21 protein-coding genes and 2 tRNA genes are annotated in these 18,648 nt (G+C 63.2%); 18 read left to right on the top strand and 5 right to left on the bottom strand.

Translation table 11 applies throughout. The features are described from left to right. Positions 1-32: 32 nt before the first annotated feature. From tolR to nadA, 9 genes are all read left to right on the top strand, one after another. The gene (gene tolR, locus PI990_RS24090) at positions 33-491 is read left to right on the top strand and encodes a protein TolR (RefSeq protein WP_021221421.1); all 459 of its coding nucleotides are present in this window, start codon (positions 33-35) and stop codon (positions 489-491) included. Beyond that, on the top strand, positions 491-1,492 hold the full coding sequence (tolA, locus tag PI990_RS24085; protein WP_271658697.1) for a cell envelope integrity protein TolA: 1,002 nt from the start codon (positions 491-493) through the stop codon (positions 1,490-1,492). Before tolR ends, tolA begins: the two co-directional genes overlap by 1 nt. Continuing rightward, entirely contained in the window at positions 1,492-2,793 is a 1,302-nt protein-coding gene (tolB, locus tag PI990_RS24080; protein ID WP_271658696.1) for a Tol-Pal system beta propeller repeat protein TolB, read from the top strand. Before tolA ends, tolB begins: the two co-directional genes overlap by 1 nt. Before the next feature lie 55 nt (positions 2,794-2,848). Next, positions 2,849-3,346 (top strand): peptidoglycan-associated lipoprotein Pal, encoded by a 498-nt coding sequence (gene pal / locus PI990_RS24075; RefSeq protein ID WP_111263836.1) that lies wholly within the window; start codon positions 2,849-2,851, stop codon positions 3,344-3,346. Between the two features lie 6 nt (positions 3,347-3,352). Then, positions 3,353-4,174, top strand: a complete 822-nt coding sequence (gene ybgF, locus PI990_RS24070; RefSeq protein WP_271658695.1) for a tol-pal system protein YbgF — start codon at positions 3,353-3,355, stop codon at positions 4,172-4,174. 125 nt (positions 4,175-4,299) lie between these two features. Further along, entirely contained in the window at positions 4,300-4,947 is a 648-nt protein-coding gene (queE, locus tag PI990_RS24065) for a 7-carboxy-7-deazaguanine synthase QueE (RefSeq protein WP_271658694.1), read from the top strand. A 1-nt stretch (position 4,948) separates the two neighbouring features. Further along, the gene (gene queC, locus PI990_RS24060; RefSeq protein ID WP_271658693.1) at positions 4,949-5,623 is read left to right on the top strand and encodes a 7-cyano-7-deazaguanine synthase QueC; all 675 of its coding nucleotides are present in this window, start codon (positions 4,949-4,951) and stop codon (positions 5,621-5,623) included. 58 nt (positions 5,624-5,681) lie between these two features. Beyond that, a tRNA-Lys gene (locus PI990_RS24055) sits at positions 5,682-5,757 on the top strand. Positions 5,758-5,993: 236 nt separating this feature from the next. Next, entirely contained in the window at positions 5,994-7,052 is a 1,059-nt protein-coding gene (nadA, locus tag PI990_RS24050; RefSeq protein WP_271658692.1) for a quinolinate synthase NadA, read from the top strand. 55 nt (positions 7,053-7,107) lie between these two features. Here the strand turns inward: nadA and PI990_RS24045 are convergent, their stop codons facing one another. Further along, positions 7,108-8,541, bottom strand: a complete 1,434-nt coding sequence (locus tag PI990_RS24045; RefSeq protein WP_021221413.1) for a M48 family metalloprotease — start codon at positions 8,539-8,541, stop codon at positions 7,108-7,110. A gap of 105 nt (positions 8,542-8,646) precedes the next feature. On the opposite strand from PI990_RS24045, the gene PI990_RS24040 reads away from it, so the two are divergent. Together PI990_RS24040 and PI990_RS24035 are read left to right on the top strand one after the other, a co-directional pair. Continuing rightward, positions 8,647-8,898, top strand: a complete 252-nt coding sequence (locus tag PI990_RS24040) for a sulfurtransferase TusA family protein (RefSeq protein WP_021221412.1) — start codon at positions 8,647-8,649, stop codon at positions 8,896-8,898. Between the two features lie 26 nt (positions 8,899-8,924). Continuing rightward, positions 8,925-10,004, top strand: a complete 1,080-nt coding sequence (locus PI990_RS24035) for an AI-2E family transporter (RefSeq protein ID WP_271658691.1) — start codon at positions 8,925-8,927, stop codon at positions 10,002-10,004. Positions 10,005-10,065: 61 nt separating this feature from the next. Here PI990_RS24035 and PI990_RS24030 read toward each other — a convergent pair whose 3' ends face one another. Both PI990_RS24030 and PI990_RS24025 read right to left on the bottom strand, forming a co-directional pair. Beyond that, on the bottom strand, positions 10,066-10,539 hold the full coding sequence (locus tag PI990_RS24030; RefSeq protein WP_271658690.1) for a peroxiredoxin: 474 nt from the start codon (positions 10,537-10,539) through the stop codon (positions 10,066-10,068). Between the two features lie 10 nt (positions 10,540-10,549). Further along, positions 10,550-11,107: a glycine cleavage system protein R gene (locus PI990_RS24025; protein ID WP_021221409.1), complete on the bottom strand. Its 558-nt coding sequence runs from the start codon at positions 11,105-11,107 to the stop codon at positions 10,550-10,552. A 167-nt stretch (positions 11,108-11,274) separates the two neighbouring features. Here PI990_RS24025 and dapA point away from each other — a divergent pair, with 167 nt between their 5' ends. From dapA to PI990_RS24005, 4 genes are all read left to right on the top strand, one after another. Further along, positions 11,275-12,153 (top strand): 4-hydroxy-tetrahydrodipicolinate synthase, encoded by an 879-nt coding sequence (gene dapA / locus PI990_RS24020; RefSeq protein ID WP_021221407.1) that lies wholly within the window; start codon positions 11,275-11,277, stop codon positions 12,151-12,153. Between the two features lie 18 nt (positions 12,154-12,171). Then, complete coding sequence (gene bamC / locus PI990_RS24015) at positions 12,172-13,287, top strand: outer membrane protein assembly factor BamC (RefSeq protein ID WP_021221406.1); 1,116 nt, start codon at positions 12,172-12,174, stop codon at positions 13,285-13,287. A gap of 131 nt (positions 13,288-13,418) precedes the next feature. Then, entirely contained in the window at positions 13,419-14,288 is an 870-nt protein-coding gene (locus PI990_RS24010) for a phosphoribosylaminoimidazolesuccinocarboxamide synthase (protein WP_271658689.1), read from the top strand. Positions 14,289-14,402: 114 nt separating this feature from the next. Beyond that, positions 14,403-14,492: transfer RNA gene (locus tag PI990_RS24005), tRNA-Ser, on the top strand. A 46-nt stretch (positions 14,493-14,538) separates the two neighbouring features. Here PI990_RS24005 and PI990_RS24000 read toward each other — a convergent pair. Next, the gene (locus PI990_RS24000) at positions 14,539-14,823 is read right to left on the bottom strand and encodes a hypothetical protein (protein ID WP_271658688.1); all 285 of its coding nucleotides are present in this window, start codon (positions 14,821-14,823) and stop codon (positions 14,539-14,541) included. Positions 14,824-15,054: 231 nt separating this feature from the next. Between PI990_RS24000 and PI990_RS23995 the strand changes: the two genes are divergently transcribed. Then, positions 15,055-15,444, top strand: coding sequence for an Arc family DNA-binding protein (locus PI990_RS23995; RefSeq protein WP_271658687.1), 390 nt, complete (start codon positions 15,055-15,057; stop codon positions 15,442-15,444). 53 nt (positions 15,445-15,497) lie between these two features. After that, positions 15,498-15,737 carry a DNA-binding protein gene (locus PI990_RS23990; RefSeq protein ID WP_081672337.1) on the top strand — a complete coding sequence of 80 codons (240 nt, stop codon included), beginning with the start codon at positions 15,498-15,500 and terminating at the stop codon, positions 15,735-15,737. A 178-nt stretch (positions 15,738-15,915) separates the two neighbouring features. Here the strand turns inward: PI990_RS23990 and PI990_RS23985 are convergent, their stop codons facing one another. Beyond that, entirely contained in the window at positions 15,916-16,467 is a 552-nt protein-coding gene (locus tag PI990_RS23985; RefSeq protein WP_271658686.1) for a GNAT family N-acetyltransferase, read from the bottom strand. A 508-nt stretch (positions 16,468-16,975) separates the two neighbouring features. Here PI990_RS23985 and PI990_RS23980 point away from each other — a divergent pair. Further along, a complete protein-coding gene (locus tag PI990_RS23980; RefSeq protein WP_271658685.1) occupies positions 16,976-18,574 on the top strand; it encodes a M28 family metallopeptidase in 1,599 nt (532 codons plus the stop codon). Positions 18,575-18,648 lie beyond the last annotated feature (74 nt).

The raw sequence follows: 18,648 nt of genomic DNA, 5'->3' as shown, positions 1-18,648 counted from the left end.
ACGCAGGTTCAATAGAGGACAGGTTTCACGCCATGGCCAGAATTCGCCACAAACGCAAGCCGGTTGCCGAGATGAACGTGGTGCCCTACATCGACGTGATGTTGGTGCTGCTGGTCATCTTCATGGTGACTGCGCCCATGCTCAACCAGGGCGTCAAGGTCGACTTGCCGAAGGTCTCCAGCGAGGCGCTGCCCCAGGACAACGATTCCCGGGTGCTGACCATCTCCATCAAGGCCGACAAAAGCTACTACTGGAACATGGGCGAGGAAGTGGACCCGGACCAGGGCAAGGCCAGCGAGACGTCCAGCACATTGCCGCAGCTGGTCCAGGCGGTCACGGCGATCATGAGCCAGAACACCAGCCAGGGTAAGAAGGTCCAGGTCTTCGTGCGTGGCGACAAGGCCGTCGACTACGGCTCCGTGATGGCCGTCATGGGCGGCCTGCAGCAGGCCGGCGTGGGTAATGTCGGGCTGATCACCGAGGCGCCCTGATGCAGCAGCAGAGCGAACGCTCCCCATCGGAAAGCTACTTCTGGCCCGCGGTCTGGGCCATAGGCTTGCACGTGCTGATCTTCGGCACGCTGTTCGTCAGTTTCGCCTTCACTCCTGAACTGCCGCCGGCGCGCCCCATCGTGCAGGCTACGCTGTATCAGCTGAAATCGCAGAGCCAGGCGACCACCCAGACCAACCAGAAGATCGCCGGCGAAGCCAAGAAAGCCGCTGCTCCGCAGTACGAAACCGAGCAGATGGAGCAGAAGAAGGCCGAGCAGCAGAAGCTGGAGCAGCAGAAGGTCGCTGCCGCCAAGGCTGCGGAACAAAAGAAAGCCGACGAAGCTCGAAAAGCGGAAGAGGCGGCCGAAGCCAAGAAGGCCGACGACGCCAAGAAAGCTGAGGAGGCCAAGAAGCAGCAGGCCGACATCGCCAAGAAGAAGTCCGAAGAGGAAGCCAAGAAAAAGGCTGCCGAAGAGGCCAAGAAGAAAGCCGCTGAAGAGGCGAAGAAGAAAGCTGCAGCCGAGGCGGCGAAGAAGAAGGCTGCCGAGGATGCGAAGAAGAAGGCCGCCGCCGAAGCCGCGAAGAAAAAGGCAGCGGAGGAGGCCAAGCGCAAATCGAATGATGAGAAGAAGGCTGCCGCGCTCGCCGAATTGCTCTCCGATAAGGTAGAGCGCGAGCAAGCGCTGGCCGATGAGGTGGGTGACAAGACGGCGGGTAATTATGACGACCTGATTCGTTCTAGAGTATCGGAGCTGTGGACAAGGCCACCGTCGGCGCGCAATGGCATGTCGGTCGTTGTTCAGATCAATATGCTGCCGGACGGCACCATCACCAACGCTTCGATATCGCGCTCGAGTGGTGATTCGGCATTTGACCAATCGGCCATCAGCGCAGTGAAGAATGTGGGTCGTATAACCGAGATGCAGGGTATGAGTTCCGCAGACTTCAATCCCTATCGTTCATTCAAGATGACATTCACGCCTGAGGACCTAGCGTTGTGATGAAGATTCTTAAAGGTGTTCTGTTAACTCTTTTCTTCTTGGCTGGCGTCGCTCAGGCCGAAGAAAAGAACATTCTGGTGCGCACTGGCGCTGATCGCGCGGTTCCCGTCGCCGTAGTGCCCTTCGGCTGGCAGGGCGGCAACGTCCTGCCCGAAGACATGTCCGAGATCATCGGCAACGACCTGCGCAACTCGGGCTACTTCGAGCCCATCCCGCGGCAGAACATGATCAGCCTGCCGACCCAGGCCAGCGAAGTGATCTACCGCGACTGGAAAGCCCTTGGCGCCCAATACGTGCTAGTGGGCAACATCGCTCCGGCTGGCGGCCGCCTGCAAGTGCAGTTCGCCCTGTTCAACGTCGCCACCGAGCAACAGGTGTTCGCCGGCAGCGTCAGTGGCTCCACCGACCAACTGCGCGACATGGCGCACTACGTGGCCGACCAGTCCTTCGAGAAGCTCACCGGCGTGAAGGGGGCGTTCTCCACCCGCATGCTCTACGTGACCGCAGAGCGCTTCTCGGTGAACAACACCCGCTACACCCTGCAACGTTCGGACTATGACGGCCAGCGCGCCGTGACCCTGCTGCAGTCGCGTGAGCCGATCCTCTCGCCGCGCTACGCGCCGGATGGCCGCCGTATCGCCTATGTCTCCTTCGAGCAGAAGCGCCCGCGCATCTTCATCCAGCACGTCGACACCGGTCGCCGCGAGCAGATCACCAACTTCGAAGGCCTGAACGGCGCGCCGGCCTGGTCGCCGGAAGGCAATCGCCTGGCGTTCGTGCTGTCCAAGGACGGCAACCCGGAGATCTACGTGATGGACCTGGGCAGCCGTCAGCTGCGCCGCGTCACCAATCACATGGCGATCGACACCGAACCCTTCTGGGGCGCCGATGGCCAGACCATCTATTTCACCTCGGATCGCGCCGGCAAGCCGCAGATCTACAAGACCAACATCAACGGCGGCGAGCCGCAGCGCGTTACCTTCGTGGGCAACTACAACGCCAACCCGAAGCTCTCGGCTGATGAAAAGACCCTGGTGATGATCCACCGCCAGGACGGCTTCACCAACTTCAAGGTGGCGGCCATGGACCTGGTGCGTGGCGGTGCTCCGCGCATCCTTTCCGGCACCACTCTGGATGACTCGCCCACTGTTGCGCCAAACGGCACCATGCTAATCTACGCCACCCGCCAGCAGGGCCGGGGAGTCCTGATGCTCGTGTCCACAAACGGGCGCGTGCGACTCCCGATTCCAACCGTTCAAGGCGATATCCGCGAACCGTCCTGGTCGCCGTACCTGAACTGACGCGGTATCCACTATTGTTTTGCTAAACACACTGGGGCTCATTAGGAGTTACATGATGGAAATGATTAAATTCGGTAAGTTCGCTGCTCTGGCTCTGGCCATGGCTGTTGCAGTTGGTTGCTCCTCCAAGGGCGGCGACGATTCCGGCCAGGGCGCTGTAGACCCGAACGCTGGCTACAACAGCGGCAACAGCGGTGTTGACGGCAGCCTGAGCGAAGAAGCTGCTCTGCGCGCCATCACCACCTTCTACTTCGAGTACGACAGCTCCGACCTGAAGCCGGAAGCCATGCGCGCTCTGGACGTACACGCCAAGGACCTGAAAGGCAACGGCGCTCGCGTCGTTCTGGAAGGCCACACCGACGAGCGCGGCACCCGCGAGTACAACATGGCTCTGGGCGAGCGTCGTGCCAAGGCCGTTCAGCGCTACCTGGTTCTGCAGGGCGTTTCCCCGGCTCAGCTGGAACTGGTTTCCTACGGCGAAGAGCGTCCGGTTGCCACTGGCAACGACGAGCAGTCCTGGGCTCAGAACCGTCGCGTCGAACTGCGTAAGTAATTCGATATGCGTAAGTGCCGTCATGCTTTGACTGTATTGGCCCTCAGCAGCCTGCCCCTGGCCGCCTTTGCTGAGGTTCCCGTGGTGGACGGAAACGATGCCGGTTACGGCAACAGTTACCCGCCCGCTGGTTATGGCACGACTGGCGCCTATGCCGGATCCGGGGCTTCGGCCCCGGTGTCCGCGCAAGGCGAGCTGTTCATGCAGCTGCAACAGATGCAGGAAGAGACTGCCCGCCTGCGCGGGATGGTCGAAGAACAGCAGAACGAGATCCAGCAGCTCAAGCGTGAATCGCTGGAGCGATACCAGGATCTGGATAGCCGCTTGAATGCGGGCGCAGCGGGCGCACCAGCCGCACAACAGAATCCCCCTGCCGATGGCGCGATCAACGCCGCCGGCACCCCCTCGGCTCCGGCACAACAGCCGGCGGCCAGCACCGAACCGGGCGATCCGGCGAAGGAAAAGCTGTACTACGACGCCGCCTTCGACCTGATCAAAGCCAAGGATTTCGACAAGGCCAGCCAGGCCTTCGGCGCGTTCCTGCGCAAGTACCCCAACAGCCAGTACGCCGGCAACGCGCAGTACTGGCTGGGTGAGGTGAACCTCGCCAAGGGCGACCTGCAGGGCGCCGGCCAGGCCTTCGCCAAGGTCAGCCAGGTTTATCCGCAGCACGCCAAGGTGCCGGATTCCCTCTACAAGCTCGCCGACGTCGAGCAGCGCCTGGGCAACACCGACAAGGCCAAGGGCATCCTCAAGCAGGTCGTCGCCCAGTACCCGGGCAGCTCCGCCGCCCAGCTGGCGCAGCGGGACCTTCAGCGCCTGCCCTGATCCACGCCCCGAGCATCGATTAACCCGCGCCTGTCGCGGGTTTTTTCGTTTAGAATCGCCGCCCTCATATTTTCTTCCAGCAACGGAGGCGGATGGCCTGTTTAGCCGTCACGCCCGTGGCCCTTATGCAACAGACCCTGCGACTGACCGAGATCTTCTACTCGCTGCAGGGGGAGACGCGTACCGCCGGCTTGCCGACGGTATTCGTGCGCCTGACCGGCTGTCCCCTGCGCTGCCAGTACTGCGACACCGCCTACGCCTTCAATGGCGGCCAGATCCACACCCTGGACGACATCCTCGCCCAGGTGGCCGCCTACAAGCCCCGCTACGTTTGTGTGACGGGCGGTGAGCCGCTGGCGCAACCCAACTGCATTCCGCTCCTGCAACGGCTCTGCGATGCCGGCTACGAGGTTTCCCTGGAGACCAGCGGAGCCCTGGATATCGCCCCCGTGGACACCCGCGTCAGCCGTGTCGTCGACCTGAAGACGCCGGGCTCCGCCGAAGTCGGGCGCAACCGCTACGAGAACATGGCCCTGCTGACCCGCAACGACCAGGTGAAGTTCGTCATCTGTTCCCGCGAGGACTACGACTGGGCCGTGTCCAAGTTGATCGAGTACCGCCTGGAGCAACGCGCGGGTGAAGTGCTGTTCTCGCCCAGCCACCAGCAGGTGAGCGCGCGGAACCTGGCGGACTGGATAGTGGCCGACAACCTGCCGGTGCGCCTGCAGCTGCAATTGCACAAGATCCTCTGGAACGACGAGCCGGGACATTGATATGAGCGACAAGAAAGCGGTAATCCTCCTCTCCGGCGGCCTGGACTCCGCCACCGTAGTGGGCATGGCCCGCGCCGAGGGCTACGCCTGCTACACCATGAGCTTCGACTATGGCCAGCGTCACCGCGCCGAGCTGCAGGCGGCCGAGCGTGTGGCCCGCCAGTTGGGTGTGGTCGAACACAAGGTGATTGGCCTCAATCTCGATGGCATCGGTGGCTCGGCCCTGACCGACAGCAGCATCGATGTGCCGGAAGCCCCTACCGAAGGCATCCCGGTCACCTATGTGCCGGCACGCAACACCGTGTTCCTGTCCCTCGCCCTGGGGTGGGCCGAAGTACTCGGCGCGCGGGATATCTTCATCGGCGTCAATGCCGTGGACTATTCCGGCTACCCGGATTGCCGCCCCGAGTTCGTCGAGGCCTTCCAGCGCATGGCCAACCTGGCGACCAAGGCCGGGGTGGAAGGGGATGGTTTCCGCATCCAGGCGCCGCTGCAGAACCTCAGCAAGGCGGATATCGTCCAGGCGGGCATGAAGCTTGGCGTCGACTACGCTTTGACGGTGTCCTGCTACCAGGCCGATGACGAAGGCCGCGCCTGCCGCAAATGCGACAGCTGCCGCCTGCGTGCAGCCGGCTTCGAAGCGGCTGGGGTGCAGGATCCTACGAGATATTTCTGAAATATTTTCGGTGGGGTGTTGAATTCCTGAATAAAATCAGTATTATGCGCTCCGCGTCGGGTCGTTAGCTCAGTCGGTAGAGCAGTTGGCTTTTAACCAATTGGTCGTAGGTTCGAATCCTACACGACCCACCATACAAGGCTCCGCGAGGAGCAACGGAAGCGGGAAGATCGAAAGGTCTTCCCGCTTTTCGTTTGTCCGCCGAAAAGTATGGTCCCCCCCCTCATCGGGGGACGGATGGCCTCTCCCGCAGCCATGCCCATTGGCGTTAATCTGCGTTATCATCCGCGCCCCGAACCGCATGGCCCCTGGCTTGGCGGGGCGGTGACCCAACAGGCTTTCGCGCAGTGCGCTCGCAGGTCCCGCAGACATGTCTCATCTCTCCGAACGTTTTCTCGTCCAGGCCCACCTCGCCGCCAAGCAGCCCCGGCAGCTTTCGGCTGATGAAGAGGCGCAGCTGCGTGCAGACATCGCCGCCGAGCTGAAGGCGCAGGATGCAGTGCTCGTCGCCCACTACTACTGCGACCCGGTGATCCAGGCCCTGGCCGAGGAAACCGGTGGTTGCGTGTCCGACTCGCTGGAGATGGCCCGCTTCGGCAACCAGCATTCGGCGAAGACGGTGCTGGTGGCAGGCGTGCGCTTCATGGGCGAGACGGCGAAGATCCTCAACCCGGAAAAGCGCGTGCTGATGCCGACCCTGGAAGCGACCTGCTCCCTGGACCTGGGTTGCCCGGTGGACGAGTTCTCGGCGTTCTGCGACCAGCATCCGGAGCGCACCGTGGTCGTCTACGCCAATACCTCCGCGGCGGTGAAGGCCCGGGCCGACTGGGTGGTGACCTCCAGCTGTGCGCTGGAGATCGTCGAGAGCCTGATGGACAACGGCGAGAAGATCATCTGGGCGCCGGACCAGCACCTGGGCCGTTACATCCAGCGCGAGATCGGTGCCGATATGCTGCTCTGGGACGGTGCCTGCATTGTCCACGAGGAGTTCAAGGCCAAGCAGCTCGAAGACATGAAGGCGCTGTACCCGGAGGCGGCCATCCTGGTCCACCCGGAATCGCCCGAGGCGGTCATTGAACTGGCCGATGCGGTGGGTTCCACCAGCCAGCTGATCAAGGCCGCGCAAACCCTGCCGAACAAAATGTTCATCGTCGCCACCGACCGCGGCATCTTCTACAAGATGCAGCAGCTGTGCCCGGACAAGCAGTTCATCGAAGCGCCCACCGCCGGCAATGGTGCTGCCTGCCGCAGTTGCGCGCACTGCCCCTGGATGGCCATGAACACCCTGGAGCGCACCCTGCAGTGCCTGCGCGAAGGTAGCAACGAGATCTTCGTCGATGCCGCGCTGGTGCCCCGGGCGATCAAGCCGCTCAAGCGCATGCTCGATTTCACCCAGGCCGCACGGTTGAAGCTCGCCGGCAACGCCTGATCGGCACGCACAAAAAAGCCCGGACCTGTCCGGGCTTTTTCATGTGCGCTTGCTGTCAGCGCATCATCTGCTTGATGGTCTTCTGCTGCTCGATCATCTCCTGCTGGCGTGCATCGATGCGCGAGGCGAGCGGGAAGTTGTTGGTGGCACGGCGCTTGGCGAAATCCAGCTGCTCGATGGCCTGGTCGTAGTCGCCGACCAGGGCGAAGAACTCTGCGCGCGCCTGGTGCAGGCCGATGGTGTTGCCGGCCAGCCCGCGTACTTCGGCCACCTGGTACCAGACGTCCGGGTCGTTGGGCCGGGACTTCACCAGGCCGTCGAGGATCTTCTCCGCTTCCTGGGGTTTGTTGAGCTTGAGCATCAGGTCGCTGCGCGCCTGCTTCAGCGGGTAGTTGTTGGGGTACAGGCCCAGCAGCCGGTCGACCCGTTTCTGCGCGTCCGGCAGGCGGTTGGCTGTGATGTCCAGGTCCACCTGGGCGAGGTTGTAGACGATCTCGTTGGGCGACTTGGCCAGCAATTGCGCCAGGCCCTCACGCGCTTCGTTGAGCTGGCCGTTCTTGATCTGCGCAATGGCCAGGCCGTAACGCGCGGCATCCAGCTTGGGGTCGGCGTCAAGCATGGCGCGGAAGCGCTTGGCGGAAATCCCCGGGGTTTCCTCGAACATCAGTTGCACGCGGGCGCGCATCAACTGGTAGCGCAGGCTGTTCTCCACGCCGCCCGGCGGCGCCTGTTCGGCACGGTTGCGGGTGTCGGCGATACGCGACTCGGTCACCGGGTGGGTGAGGAGGAATTCCGGCGGCTTGGAGTCGTAGCGGTACTGGCGCATCAGGCGCTCGAACATGTTGGGCATGGCGCGGGGGTCGTAACCGGCCTTTTCCAGGTTGAGCAGACCGATGCGGTCGGCTTCCTGTTCGTTCTGCCGGGAGAAGCGGCGCTGCTCCTGGATCGCGGCGGCCTGGGTCGACATGATCGCCGCCATGCCTGCGTCACCGGCGCCTGCAGCGGCGGCGACGATACCGGCCAGCATGGCCGCCATCACCGGGATCTGCATACGTTGCTGGGCTTCGATACCGCGCGCGAAGTGGCGTTGCGACAGGTGAGCCAGTTCGTGGGCGAGGACCGAGGCGTACTCGGCTTCGTTCGGTGCATAGAGGAACAGGCCACCGTTGACGCCGACGATGCCGCCCGGTGCGGCGAAGGCGTTGAGCTGCGGGCTCTTGAGCAGCACGAATTCCAGGCGACGGTCCTGCAACTGGCTGGTTTCGGCCAGGCGGTAGACGCTGGTTTCGACATAGTCCTTGAGCTGCGGGTCCGGGAGCTGTTCCACCTGGCCGCGCAGCAGGCTGAGCCAGGCGCGGCCCAGCTGGTGTTCCTGTTCCGGGGAGACGATGGCCGAACTGGAGTCGCCGAGGGACGGCAGGTCATCGGCCATCACGGGCGATGCGAGGAGGCAGGCAAGCGTCAGCAGAGTGGGGCGCAGCGGATTCATGCACAGGGCTCTTGTCGGCAAAGCGCTAACTGTAGCCTCCCGCCCGGTCGGCTGGCCAGGGTTGCGCGGGCTTCTGTATCCTAGGCGCCCTCCTGGAGAACACCCATGACAGACGCCACCGGCGCTCCCGATACCTTCGACGCCGAACTCGACGCCAGCGGGCTCAACTGCCCCTTGCCGCTGCTCAAGGCCAAGCTGGAACTCAACCGTCTGGCCAGTGGCGCAGTGCTCAAGGTCACCGCCACCGATGCCGGTTCGCAACGCGACTTCCGCGCCTTCGCCCGCCTCGCCGGCCACGTGCTGCTGCACGAGGAAGAGCAGGGCGGGACCTATCGCTACTGGCTGCGCAAGGCCTGAATTTCTCCGCTTACCAAGGAACTCTGATGTTCAAGGTGCTTCGCGATTGGGTGCAGCGCTACTTCTCCGATGAAGAAGCGGTGGTACTGGCGGTCTTCCTGGTCCTGGGCTTCACCCTCGTCCTCACCCTCGGTAACATGCTGGCGCCGGTCCTGGCGGGTCTGGTGCTGGCCTTCCTGATGCAGGGGGTGGTGAATTTCCTCGAGCGCCTGCACATGCCCGAGACGCTGGCCGTGTGGCTGGTGTTCGCGCTGTTCATCGGTGCCCTGGCGCTGTTCCTGGTGGTGCTCATGCCGCTGCTCTGGCAGCAGCTCAGCACCCTGTTCAACGAGCTGCCGCGCATGCTCGGCGAGTGGCAGTCGCTGCTCCTGCTGCTGCCCGAGCGTTACCCGCACCTGGTCACCGACGAGCAGGTGCTCAATGCCATCGAGGTGACCCGCAGCGAGATCGGCAAGTTCGGCCAGTGGGCGCTGACCTTCTCGCTCTCCAGCCTGCCGCTGGTGGTCAACCTGATGATCTACCTGGTGCTGGTGCCGATCCTGGTGTTCTTCTTCCTCAAGGACCGCGAGCTGATCCAGCGCTGGATGAGCGGCTACCTGCCGCGCGAGCGGGCGCTGATGACCCAGGTCTGGCGGGAAATGCACCAGCAGATCGCCAACTACATCCGCGGCAAGGTGATCGAGATCGTCATCTGCGGCGGCGTGACCTACGTCGCCTTCGTCTCTCTCGGGCTCAACTATGCGGCGTTGCTGGCCCTGCTGGTCGGCCTCTCGGTGGTGGTGCCCTACATAGGCGCGGTGGTGGTGACCGTACCGGTGGCCCTGATCGCGCTGTTCCAGTGGGGCTGGGGCGACCAGTTCATCTACCTGATGGTGGTCTACGGGGTGATCCAGGCGCTGGATGGCAACATCTTGGTGCCGTTACTGTTCTCCGAGGCGGTGAACATGCACCCGGTGGCGATCATCTGCGCAGTGCTGCTGTTCGGCGGGCTCTGGGGCTTCTGGGGGATCTTCTTCGCCATTCCCCTGGCGACCCTGTTCAAGGCGGTGCTGGATGCCTGGCCACGCAGCGGGCCCCTGCGGGAAGGGCCATCACCGCTGATGTGAGTGCACATGAAAAAGGCCGCGATCGCGGCCTTCTTTCATTGCGTCTGCATGGCGCTTGGGCTCAGCCCTTGTTCAGCGCCTGCGCGGCGGCGAGCACGGCATCCACATGGCCGGGGACCTTCACGCCACGCCACTCCTGGCGCAGCACGCCGTCCTTGTCGATGAGGAAGGTGCTGCGGTCGACGCCCATGTATTCCTTGCCGTAGAGCTTCTTCAGCTTGATCACGTCGAACAGCTGGCAGACGGCCTCGTCCTTGTCGGAGATCAGCTCGAAGGGGAACTCCTGCTTGCACTTGAAGTTCTCGTGGGACTTCAGGCCATCGCGGGAGACGCCGAAGATCACCGTGTTGGCTGCTGCGAAGGCGCCATGCTGGTCACGGAAACCCTGGCCTTCGGTGGTGCAGCCCGGGGTGCTGTCCTTCGGGTAGAAATAGATCACTACCTGCTTGCCCTTGAGGGCGGAGAGGGTCACCTGCTGGCCGCTGGTGGCGGGGGCGGTGAAGTCGGCGACCGGCTGGTCGATGGTTACGGCCATGTCTTGCTCCTTACGGGTGCTGCGGGCGCCAGGGCTCGATCAGCGCGTCGAGGTTCAGCGCGTCGGCGAAGTCGAGGAACTGATCGCGCAGCCAACTGATCTGGGTGCCGGCGGGCAGCGTCACGGTGATGGTGGCGTTGAGCATGGTGCTCATGGTCTGCGGCGCCTGGTAGGTGTCGCAGGTGAGGCTCTCCAGTTCGACACGGTGATCGATGAAGAACTGGCACAGCTCGTTGAGGATATCCGGGCGGTACGCGGCGCTGACGTAGGCGACGTAGGGCAGCGACTGCGGGCGGGGCTCCAGCGCGGCGCTGCGGGTCACCTGGGTGGTGAACTCGTGGCGCTTGGCCAGGGCCGGCAGGCCGGCTTCGAGGCGGGCCAGGGCATCCCAACTGCCGGATACCTGCAGTACCAGGGCGCAGTACTCGCCGTGGCGGGTCAGGCGGCTGCTGACCACTGCGCAGCGGTTTTCCTGGCTGGCTCGGCACAGCACGTTGGTCAGCTCCATCGGGTTGACGCCAAGGGCACTGATCACAAGGAATTGTTCGCGGGGCGGGGTGGTGGACATGCAGCATTCCTAAAGCGAGAGGAGGGCGGGCAAAGCCGCGCCGATCAAAGCGGGAAGGTTAGCGAAAAGCGCCGCCGAGGGGAATGCTTCAGGCACCCTCGTCAGCTTGTGCTGGGCAATGGGCACCAGTACCATTACGGCTCTCTTTTTCCGGCAGGAGCGGTTGCATGATTGCGGGCAGTATGGTGGCACTGGTCACGCCCATGGATGCACAAGGTCAACTGGACTGGGCGAGTCTGACCAAGCTGGTGGATTTCCACCTGCAGGAAGGCACCAACGCCATAGTCGCAGTCGGCACCACGGGTGAATCCGCGACGCTGGACGTGAACGAACACATCGAAGTCATCCGCCGCGTGGTGGATCAGGTCAATGGCCGCATCCCGGTCATCGCCGGCACCGGTGGCAACTCCACCCGTGAGTCGGTCGACCTCACCGCCGCCGCCAAGGGCGTTGGCGCCGATGCCTGCCTGCTGGTGACCCCGTACTACAACAAGCCGACCCAGGAAGGCCTGTACCAGCATTTCCGCCACATCGCCGAATCCGTCGCGATCCCGCAGATCCTCTACAACGTACCCGGCCGCACCGTCTGCGACATGCTGCCCGAGACCGTCGAGCGCCTGGCGAAGATCTCCAACATCATCGGTATCAAGGAAGCCACTGGCGACCTCAAGCGCGGCCAGGAAGTACTGGATCGCGTGAGCAAGGACTTCCTCGTCTATTCCGGTGACGACGCCACGGCCGTCGAGCTGATGCTCATGGGCGGCAAGGGCAACATCTCCGTGACCGCCAACGTCGCCCCCCGCGAGATGGCCGAACTCTGCGCCGCCGCCATGCGTGGCGATGCTGAAACCGCCCGTGCCATCAACGACAAGCTGATGCCGCTGCACAAGGCGCTGTTCATCGAATCGAACCCGATTCCGGTGAAATGGGCCCTGCACGAGATGGGCCTGATGCCCGACGGCATCCGTCTGCCGCTGACCTGGCTCAGCCCGCGTTGCCACGAACCGCTGCGTCAGGCGCTCCGCCAGTCCGGTGTATTGGTTTAATCCGAGGAATTACTACGCATGAAGCGACTGGCCGGACTTTCCGCTCTCGCCCTGATGATCTCCAGCACCAGCGGCTGCGGCTGGCTTTGGGGCGAAGATGGCTATTTCCGCGACCGCGGCAACGACTACCTGGAAGCGCGCCAGACCGCGCCCATGCAGCTGCCCCCGGATGCCCAATCCAAACGTCTTGACCCGTTGCTGCCGGTGCCGGTGAACGTCGCCGACAGCCGCAACGATGCCGACTATGAAGTCCCGCGCCCGCAGCCCCTGCAGGTCAAGGGCGAGGTCAGCGACTACAGCCTGCAGAAGAGCGGCGACTCCCGCTGGGTGGTTGCCCAGCGCGTCCCGGCAGAAGTCTGGCCGGTCGCGCGCCAGTTCTTCGAAGACGGCGGCTTCAAGGTCGTCGACGAGCGCCCGCAGACCGGTGAGTTCAGCACCGGCTGGCAGCGCCTGGATCAGCTCTCCGCTCCCCTGGCACGCCGCCTCGGCAGCCGCGTGAGCGGTGTCGAGCCCGACAGCGAAGTGCGTGCCCGCGTACGCATCGAGCCGGGTGTGCAGCGCAACACCAGCGAGATCTTCGTCCTCACCACCACCCGTCCGGCAGGCAGCACCGCCGACACCGGCTGGCCGAGCCGTTCCGACAGCCCGAGCCTCGAGGCCGCGCTGATGGACGAAATGCTCGCCACCATGGCGCGCAGCGCCGAGCAGGGTGGTTCCGTGTCCCTGCTGGCCGCCCGCGACTTCGATGCGCCGAGCCGCGTGACCCTGTCCGAAGACGGCAGCGGTAACCCGATCCTCAACCTGGGCGCCGACTTCGACCGTTCCTGGTCGAGCGTGGGCCGTGCCCTGGAAGTGGCCGACGTCCGCGTCGACGACATCAACCGCAGCCTGGGCGTGTACTACATCAACCTCGCCGAAGGCGCGGAGAAGGACCAGGAACCCGGTTTCTTCAGCCGCCTGTGGGGCAGCGCGCCCAGCAAGGAAGAGATCGAAGCCCGCGCCGACCGTTACCAGGTCCGCCTGACCCGCGTCGGCGACAGCGTGCAGGTCACCGTGGAGAAGGACATCAACACCGTGGCACCCGCCGATGTGGCGCGCCGTGTGCTGGGCCTGATCCAGGAAAACCTCGGCTGAGGCCGGACCGACCGGGTGGCGGGCAACCTTCACCCGGGCTCCAGTCGACGCGCCCCAGGGCGCGGCGGCAAGACAATAGGCGAAACCCCGCAGGTTTCGCCTGTTTCGTTTAACAGAGGCGGAAAATCCCCATGACCACTCCCAGCACCCTGAGCCTGAAGAAGATCTACTCCGGTAAAGTCCGCGACCTCTATGAGATCGATGCCAAGCGCATGCTCATGGTCGCCACCGACCGGCTCTCGGCCTTCGATGTCATCCTCGAACAGCCGATCCCGGACAAGGGCAAGATCCTCACCGCCATCTCCAACTTCTGGTTCGACAAGCTCGCCGACGTGGTGCCCAACCACTTCACCGGCGACAAGGTCGAGGACGTGGTCCCCGCCGCCGAGCTGCCGCTGGTGGAAGGCCGCGCCGTGGTCGCCAAGCGCCTCAAGCCCGTTGCCGTCGAAGCCATCGTGCGTGGCTACATCGTCGGTTCCGGCTGGAAGGAGTACCAGAAGAGCGGCACCGTCTGCGGCATCCAGTTGCCCGCCGGCCTCAAGGAAGCCTCCAAGCTGCCCCAGCCGATCTTCACCCCCTCGACCAAGGCCGCCGTGGGCGACCATGACGAGAACATCTCCTTCGAGCGGTGCGAAGCCATCATCGGCAAGGAGCTGGCCGCCAAGGTGCGCGACACCGCTATCGCTCTCTACAGCACTGCCGTCGAATACGCGGCCACCCGCGGCATCATCATCGCCGACACCAAGTTCGAGTTCGGTATCGACGAAGACGGCACCCTGACCCTGATGGACGAAGTGCTGACCCCCGATTCCAGCCGCTTCTGGCCGGTGGAGAGCTACGTCGAAGGCAGCAACCCGCCCAGCTTCGACAAGCAGTTCGTCCGCGACTGGCTCGAATCCACCGGCTGGAACAAGGAGCCGCCGGCCCCCGCCGTACCCGCCGACGTCGCGCAGAAGACCGCCGACAAGTACCGCGAAGCCCTGACCAAGCTCACCGCCTGATCCCAGCGGCAGGGCTGCCAGCCCGGGCAATACGCAAGCATCTGAATGCACGCGAAAAAATTGCCTCGGCGGGCTTCGCCAAACGCCTTTCAGCTGGTATCATGCGCGCCGTTCGGGAAGATGCCGGAGTGGCCGAACGGGACGGATTCGAAATCCGTTGTGCCAGCAATGGCACCTAGGGTTCAAATCCCTATCTTCCCGCCATATACAACAAAGCCCCTGGTTCGCGAGAGCCAGGGGCTTTGTGCTTTCAGGCATGCCCGCGCGCGCCTGGCGCTGGCGCGGGGCGCTGTACCAGCACCTTCATCCGGAGGATGTTCGACCAGAACAGCTCATCCGGGAACGGCCCCGGCGCCAGCGCGTTCTTCACCAGGAAGTAGCCCTCCTCGCAAATCCCCTCCACCGGCACCACCACGCCCACGATGTGGTAGCAGCAGAACAGCGGGTGCGGCACCTCTTCCCAGTGCAGCTCCATTACTACCGTCTGTCCCAGGTTTGCCAGGGCCCTGGCGGTGTTCAAGGGCTGGTTGTTCATGTTTCTTCCCCTTCGGAATCCCAAGCGCTGAATGGACCCGTGCACTTTCCGTGGATGGGCAGGGGAGCCGTAAAGAAGTCTTTCGGGTGCATGAGTCGACTCCGAGTGCTCTTGATAGGATCACGGTGGTTCACTTTGTTGAATGGGACCACGGTGGTTCTATTGCTGTCAATACCACGGTGGTACATCCTCCCGCGGATGAGCAGAGAAGACCCCCAATTCAAACTGAGAATGCCTATCGAGTTGCGCGCCCAAGTGGAGCTGGCAGCAAAGAATTCAGGCCGATCACTGAACGCCGAGCTAATTGCTCGCATCGAAGCCAGCTTTCTTGGAGAGTTCGCCACCGAGAAGCTGATGCCAGCTGCCAGAGCAAGGGAGTTGGCGCTGATGGCGAGAGCGGGATTGCCGGACGAGATTCGTAGAAGAGCGATTGAAGCCATCTCGTACGCCGTCAGGCTTGGTCATGACGGTGCGAAGGTTGATGTCGAAGACCTGGGATTGAACTTCGGGCTTCCGGAGGCTCACCTGTCTCTCCTCATGAGCGGTGTCCTGCAAGAGCTGTCTGAAGCGGGCTACAAGGCGAGCTGGAAAGACGCAGCCTCTATTAGTATTGAGTTTTGAGACGGTAACGTTAAAGACGTTTTATGCAGACAGCGGGCGATAGAGCACGAGCGTTGATCAAGCGGCTGGGGCCGAAAAAGGCCAGTGAACTGGGTGGAGGCAACCACGACCGTTGGCGAAGCGTCAGCAAAGGTGCGGTGAGAGTCAGCACGGAAGAGATCGACGTGCTTGTGAAGGCCTATCCCCAGTACGCGTTCTGGCTGGCTTGCGGCCAGATTGCACCCGAGATCGGGCAGACAAGCCCGGCCTATGACGACACCCATCCAGATTTATCGCCATCCAGCGCTGAGTGACCACGGGCTGTGACCCGCAGCTTTCCGCCCAGCGCTGTATCGCTTCTGCCTAAGCGCCTGGCTTCTCCAGTCGTGCTCCCGGCAGCTGAGACCGGACGAACGCCAGCGCATTCCTGAATAGTGGATGCCATGCTTCGCCAGGTTCATGGGCAAGGGAATGCCAGACAAGCAGAGCTGCTCATCGCCCAACCTCGTACTCCATCGGATAGTCGCAAGGCTCCCGCTCAGCCTGTTCCGGCCACAACCACTGCGCATCCACACAACCCTGACGCTGGTAGAACCGCACCGTCTCCCTCGCCGAGTGGGACGAGACATACAGGCGCTGGATGCCCTTGTGGCGGGCCTCTTCGAGACAGCGGGCAAACAGCAGGCGCCCGACGCCCCTGCCACGCTTGGTGGCCTCGACATGGAACTCCTTCAATGGCCGGTAGCGCCCGGTGGGTTCTATAGGCGCGCCGTCCACACAGGCGAAGCCGACGACCCGCCCCAGGCGGGTCGCCAGGCAGACCAAGCCGCCGTTGGCCAGAGCGGCCCGCAGCGTGTCCTTCACTTCCTGGCGGTCGGCCGGGGACCAGTCGTCGATGAAGGGATCGGCGCTCTCCACCGCGTGGCCCGCCTGCAAGCGAATGACCCGGTCCACTACCTGCTGCCGCTCGAAGGTGAACACAAAGTCGAGGTCCGAATCGGCTACCGGTGCGGTGTGAAGGGTGATGTCCGGGGTGCTGCTCATGGGCTTCCTGCAGTTGATCCAGGGTGTGGGGCCGGGATGGTAGCGCGCCCGGCTGAAAACCGAGCAGGAAGCCAGCGAGATCGAGGTACTGCCGCTGTACAAGGCCTCTGATCCGGCTTACGCCTACGGGGACGACACCGTCGTGCCGAGCAGGAGCTCAAGGGCCACAGATTGGTACCTGGTCAAGCAAGGCCCCTGAATCCTTCTTCGGTGCTCCGTGATCCTTCGGAGCCGTTGCCGCGTCGGTCACCCTGCACCGCTCCCGAAATGATGGCCAAAAGACATTTTATTGATATCAAAATGAGTTCATTTTCCGAAACGTTCGTCGCAGCTTGCGCCTTTTTGTATCGAAAAAGCGACAAAGTGCACGTTTTCCCCGTCACGCGCGAAGAACCCCGGCTACACCCTCCAGTCTAGGTTTTAGGCCGTCCGAAGGATGAAGTACCGGACAGTGGCGCAATGCCATTTCAGGCCTGCCTACAACCACTTCAAAAGGATTGGAGTCAGCATGAAAAATAATTTCAGACGTGTTGTCGGTTCCCTCGCTTTCGCCGTTTCCACCGCTTCCTTCGCCAGCCCCGCCGCAGACGCCGAATTCAAGGAATTCTGGAGTCCCGGCAAACCCAACCCTTCCATCTGCAACTCGCCCTTGCTGGTCGGCACGCCGCTCGGCCTGCCGCGCTGCCTGCAGGCGAGCAACATCTTCACCCGGCTCCAGGCGCTACAGGACATCGCCAGCCTCAATGGCGGCAACCGCGCCGCTGGGCAGCCTGGCTACCAGGCGTCCATTGACTATGTGAAGAAGACCCTGCAGAAGGCCGGCTACAAGGTGACGGTGCAGCCGTTCCCCTTCACCGCCTACTACCCGAAAGGGCCGGGCACCCTGAACGCAGTCACACCAACCCCTGGCAACTACGTCTGGGATACGGACTTCACTTACCTCTCGCAAACCGAAGCCGGTGACGTGAGCGCCAAGGTGGTGCCCGTGGACGTGGCCCTGGGAGCGGGCAACAACTCCTCCAGCGGCTGCGAGGCGGAAGACTTCGCCAACTTCCCCAGCGGTTCCATCGCGCTGATCCAGCGGGGCACCTGCAACTTCGAGATGAAGGCCGAGAACGCCGCCGCCGCCGGTGCTGCCGGGGTGATCATCTTCAACCAGGGCAACACCGACGACCGCAAGGGCCTGGAGAACGTCACCCTGGGTGATGGCTACGAAGGCGGCATCCCGGTGATCTTCGCCACCTACGACAACGGCGCCGCCTGGGCTGGTACTGAAGGCCTGCAACTGCGCATGGTGGTCGATGTGGTGCGCTCCAAGACCCAGACCTACAACCTGGTGGCCGAGACTCGCTACGGCAACCCGAACAACGTGGTGATGGTCGGTTCGCACCTGGACTCCGTGTTCGAGGGCGCAGGCATCAACGACAACGGTTCCGGCAGCGCCGCGCTGCTGGAGATGGCCGTGCTGCTGCGCAAGGCCTACCCGCTGAACAAGGTGCGTTTCGCCTGGTGGGGCGCCGAGGAATCCGGGCTGGTGGGCTCGACCTACTACGTCAACAACCTCACCCCCGAGGAGAAGAAGAAGATCAAGGCCTACCTGAACTTCGACATGATCGGCTCGCCGAACTACGCGAACTTCATCTATGACGGCGACGGTTCTTCCTTCGGCCTGAAGGGGCCGGCCGGTTCGGCGGCGATCGAGCATCTGTTCGAGGCCTACTTCAAGCTGCGCCGTGCGCAGTTCGAAGGCACCGAGATCGACTTCCGCTCCGACTATGCGCAGTTCTTCGAGGATGGCATCGCCTTCGGTGGCTTGTTCACCGGCGCCGAGGACATCAAGACCGAAGAGCAGGCGCAGAAATATGGCGGAGCCGCCGGCCAGCCGTTCGACCCCTGCTACCACAGTGCCTGTGACAGCACGGCGAACATCGATCTCGATGCACTGGAGATCAATGGTGACGCCATGGCGTTCGCCACCAGCTGGCTGTCGATTTCCACCAAGATCATCGACGACGAAATCGCAGCGGCGAAGAAGGCCCAGGGCGCAACCCTGCGCAAGGCCGCGGTACGCGATATCGAGCGTTGGGGTGATGCCTACATCAAGTAACGCCTGATCTAACTTGCGCCGGGTATCCCGGCGCAAGCTCCCCATTGACGAAGCCCAGGCGCGCAAATACTGTA

It is taken from the genome of Pseudomonas sp. TUM22785 (assembly GCF_028198105.1).
Lineage (GTDB): Bacteria > Pseudomonadota > Gammaproteobacteria > Pseudomonadales > Pseudomonadaceae > Metapseudomonas > Metapseudomonas solani.
The sequence above is the reverse complement of the archived record's forward strand: the minus strand, read 5'-3'. Positions and strand labels throughout refer to the sequence as shown.